This window comes from Actibacterium sp. (assembly GCF_041584535.1).
In the GTDB taxonomy this organism is placed as follows: Bacteria; Pseudomonadota; Alphaproteobacteria; order Rhodobacterales; family Rhodobacteraceae; genus Actibacterium_D.
In genome coordinates, this window is record NZ_JBFHDW010000273.1 from 1 (window position 1) to 3452 (window position 3452).

5 protein-coding genes and 1 pseudogene are annotated in these 3452 nt (G+C 60.4%); 5 read left to right on the top strand and 1 reads right to left on the bottom strand.

Going from position 1 to position 3452, the window contains the following annotated elements:
• Nucleotides 1-95, top strand: a pseudogene (locus tag ABYW26_RS12140) (EamA/RhaT family transporter); the annotation flags it as partial.
• 54 nt (nt 96-149) lie between these two features.
• On the opposite strand, the gene ABYW26_RS12145 reads toward ABYW26_RS12140, so the two are convergent.
• Complete coding sequence (locus tag ABYW26_RS12145) at nt 150-1016, bottom strand: branched-chain amino acid aminotransferase (protein WP_372605163.1); 867 nt, start codon at nt 1014-1016, stop codon at nt 150-152.
• A 187-nt stretch (nt 1017-1203) separates the two neighbouring features.
• Between ABYW26_RS12145 and ABYW26_RS12150 the strand changes: the two genes are divergently transcribed.
• The 4 genes from ABYW26_RS12150 to ABYW26_RS12165 all read left to right on the top strand — a co-directional run.
• Nucleotides 1204-1716: a MarR family winged helix-turn-helix transcriptional regulator gene (locus ABYW26_RS12150; protein WP_372605164.1), complete on the top strand. Its 513-nt coding sequence runs from the start codon at nt 1204-1206 to the stop codon at nt 1714-1716.
• Nucleotides 1713-2417 carry a response regulator gene (locus ABYW26_RS12155; protein ID WP_372605165.1) on the top strand — a complete coding sequence of 235 codons (705 nt, stop codon included), beginning with the start codon at nt 1713-1715 and terminating at the stop codon, nt 2415-2417. The genes ABYW26_RS12150 and ABYW26_RS12155 overlap by 4 nt, the downstream gene beginning before the upstream one ends.
• A gap of 5 nt (nt 2418-2422) precedes the next feature.
• Nucleotides 2423-3358 carry a histone deacetylase family protein gene (locus tag ABYW26_RS12160; protein ID WP_372605166.1) on the top strand — a complete coding sequence of 312 codons (936 nt, stop codon included), beginning with the start codon at nt 2423-2425 and terminating at the stop codon, nt 3356-3358.
• A 20-nt stretch (nt 3359-3378) separates the two neighbouring features.
• Nucleotides 3379-3452: exodeoxyribonuclease VII small subunit (locus ABYW26_RS12165; protein ID WP_372605167.1), on the top strand; the 74-nt coding region annotated here is incomplete at its 3' end.

The window sequence follows — 3452 nt, forward strand, 5'->3', positions numbered from 1 at the left end:
CCCTGGTGATTGCGGCCGGGGTTCTGATCATCTGGCGCGAACGCCAATTGGGACTTGAGCGCAGCAAACCGCGCAAGGCGCTGACGCCGCAGTAATAAAAACGGCCCTCCGAAGAGAGCCGTTTTCGAGCCTGTTCCAGCCAAAAACGCTTAAGCGCGCACCAGCTTTTCGTAGCTTTCCGAGATGTCGCGCGTCAGGGCGCCGACCTCGAAATTATAGTCGCCAATCTGGCCCACCGGGGTCACTTCGGCGGCGGTGCCGGTCAGCCAGCATTGTTCAAAGCCTTCCAGCTCTTCCGGCATGATGTGGCGTTCGTTCACGGTGATGCCTTTTTCATGCAGCATCCCGATCACTGTTTGCCGGGTCAGACCGTTCAGGAAGCAATCCGGCTTGGGCGTGTGAACCTCGCCATCCTTGACGAAAAAGATGTTCGCGCCGGTCGCTTCGGCCACATAGCCGCGATAGTCGAACATCATCGCGTCGGAACAGCCTTTGTCCTCGGCGGCGTGTTTGGACATGGTGCAGATCATATACAGACCAGCGGCCTTGGCCTCGCACGGGATGGTCGCGGGATCGGGACGGCGCCATTTGGCGATGTCCAGCTTGGCGCCTTTCATCTTGGCATCGCCGTAATAGTTGCCCCATTCCCATGCAGCCACGGCCATGCGGACCGGGTTGCGGCGGGCGGCGACACCCATGTCTTCACCGGCGCCGCGCCACGCGATCGCACGCACATAGGCGTTGTCCCAACCATTCGCGGCCAGCACGTCATATTTGGCTTTTTCGATTTCCTCGACCGAGTAGGGGACCTCGAAATCCAGCAGGTTGGCCGACCGGCGCAGACGCTCCGAGTGCTGAACGCCCTTGAAGATCTTGCCGTCATAGGCGCGCTCGCCCTCGAATACCGACGAGGCATAATGCAGGGCATGGGTCAGGAGGTGCACTTTGGCGTCGCGCCATTCAATCAGCTTGCCATCCATCCAGATTTTACCGTCGCGGTCATCATAGCCGGCCATCGGTCGATCCTTTCAAAGTTACGGGCTTTCGGTCCCGATTTTCCGATAGTTGCGCGAATTAAGTCCACTTCGGACATAATGTTGCGCGAAATCTAGGCATCTCTAGTAATTGATTCTTGGAATGTCAACAAGACTGACATAAAATCAACTAACGACACGAAAAACGTGATCAACAAGGGTGCGCGACATGGCCGACAGCGGCACAGGACCATCCCAGCACGGCGAAAGCCTGTTGTTTCTGACGGACGAGCAGCTGCGAAAGGGCATCGAGGCAATGTTCTTTGCCTATCGGGGGTTTACTGCCGATCCCGATCGTATTCTGGAACAGCATGGCTATGGCCGCGCCCATCATCGGGCGGTGCATTTTATCCACCGCGCGCCGGGCACGACGGTGAATAATCTGCTGACGATTTTGGGGGTGACGAAACAGTCCCTAAACCGGGTGCTGCGGTCGCTGATCGAGGATGGTCTTGTCGAAAGCCGGATCGGCAAGCGCGACAAGCGCGAGCGGCATCTTTATCTGACGCCGGCTGGTGACGCGCTGGAACAGGAACTGTCAGACGCCCAGCGTGCCCGGATGCGGGTCGCGTATCGCGCTGCCGGTCCGCAGGCCGTTTCAGGGTTTTGGCAAGTGCTTGAGGCAATGATGGACCCGGAAATGCGCCGCCAATACACCACCATCCGGGACAACACCCAATGAGCGCCCCTCAGGACGTGCATCTGCTGATCGTCGATGACGATGAACGCATTCGGGTGCTGTTGCAGAAATATCTGGTGCGCAATGGTTTCCTTGTCAGCGCCGCCCGTGACGCCGCCCATGCCCGGCGGTTGCTTGGTGGGCTAGAGTTCGACCTGATCGTTCTGGATGTGATGATGCCGGACGAGGACGGCGTGACTCTGACCCGCGAGCTGCGCAAGATCATCGACACGCCAATCATGTTGCTGACGGCGCGGGGGGAAACCTCGGACCGGATCAGCGGGCTTGAGGCCGGGGCCGATGATTATCTGGCCAAACCGTTCGAACCCAAGGAACTGCTGCTGCGGATCAACGCCATTCTGCGCCGAATCCCGCATGTGCCCGAACCCGTGGGCGGGCCGAAAGTGCTGCATCTGGGGGCGGTGCGCTATGACGTGGACCGGGGCGAGCTGTGGCAAGGCGATGCGCCCATTCGCCTGACCGCGACCGAGGCGCAACTGATGCGCATCTTCTCGGCCAATCCGGGCGAGGCCGTGACCCGGACCCGTCTGGTCGAGGAACTGGGCCGCGATGACGGGCAGGCTCAGGAACGGGCGGTGGATGTTCAGATCACCCGCCTGCGCCGCAAGATCGAAACAGACCCTAAACAACCGCGATACCTGCAAACTGTGCGTGGCGCGGGCTACATGTTGCAGCCGGATTAGAGACAATGACAACCGCTCTGATCTCGCATCCTGACTGTCTGAACCACCTGACCCCGCCGGGTCATCCCGAACGGGTGGCGCGTCTTGAGACGATCCTGAAAAGGCTCGATTCCGCCGAGTTCGAGCCGCTTTTGCGGGTTGATGCGCCACTGGCGGAGGAACGTGAAATCCTCAGATGCCACGCGCCTGACTATCTGACGCGGATCAAGGCGGCGGTGCCCGAAACCGGCTTTGCGCCGCTGGACGCCGATACATTCATCTCGCCCGGGTCGTTCACCGCGGCCCTGCGCGCCATTGGCGGCAATCTGCGGGCGGTGGACATGGTTTTGGCAGGCGAGGTGGCGAATGCGTTTGTCGCCTGTCGCCCGCCCGGCCACCATGCTGAAACCGCCGGGCAGATGGGGTTCTGTCTGTTCGGAAACGTCTCTATTGCAGCCAAATATGCCCTCGATCACCATCACCTGAATCGGGTGGCGATTGTCGATTTCGATGTGCATCACGGCAATGGCACTCAGGACCTGATGTGGAACGAAAGCCGCGTGCGGTTCGTGTCGACCCATCAATCGCCGCTTTGGCCCGGCTCGGGTGCGATGGAGGAACGCGGCGCGCATGGCAATATCCTCAACCTGCCGCTGACGCCGCGCTCGGATGGGCATGAATTGCGGATGGTGTTCGAAAATTTCGCCCTACCGCGCCTGCATGACTTTGCGCCCGAACTGGTGCTGGTGTCCGCCGGATTCGACGCGCATCGCGCCGATCCGCTGGCCGAGCTGAACTGGAATATCGAAGATTTCAAATGGGTGACCGGACAGATTTGCGATCTGGCCGATGCCCATGCCGGGGGGCGGGTGGTCTCGACTCTTGAGGGCGGATATGATCTTGAGGCACTAGCGGCCAGCACGGCAGCGCATGTCCGGGTTTTGATGGAGCGGGGATCGTGAGCGACAAACCAGTCAACGAGATGAGCTTTGAAGACGCGATGCGGGCGCTTGAGCAGGTTGTGAACCAGCTTGAGCGCGGCGACGTGCCGCTGGA

Coding starts and splice junctions, on each gene's coding strand:
- ABYW26_RS12160 (WP_372605166.1), top strand. CDS start 2,423: ATGACAACCGCTCTGATCTCGCATCCTGACTGTCTGAACCACCTGACC.
- ABYW26_RS12155 (WP_372605165.1), top strand. CDS start 1,713: ATGAGCGCCCCTCAGGACGTGCATCTGCTGATCGTCGATGACGATGAA.
- ABYW26_RS12150 (WP_372605164.1), top strand. CDS start 1,204: ATGGCCGACAGCGGCACAGGACCATCCCAGCACGGCGAAAGCCTGTTG.
- ABYW26_RS12145 (WP_372605163.1), bottom strand. CDS start 1,016: ATGGCCGGCTATGATGACCGCGACGGTAAAATCTGGATGGATGGCAAG.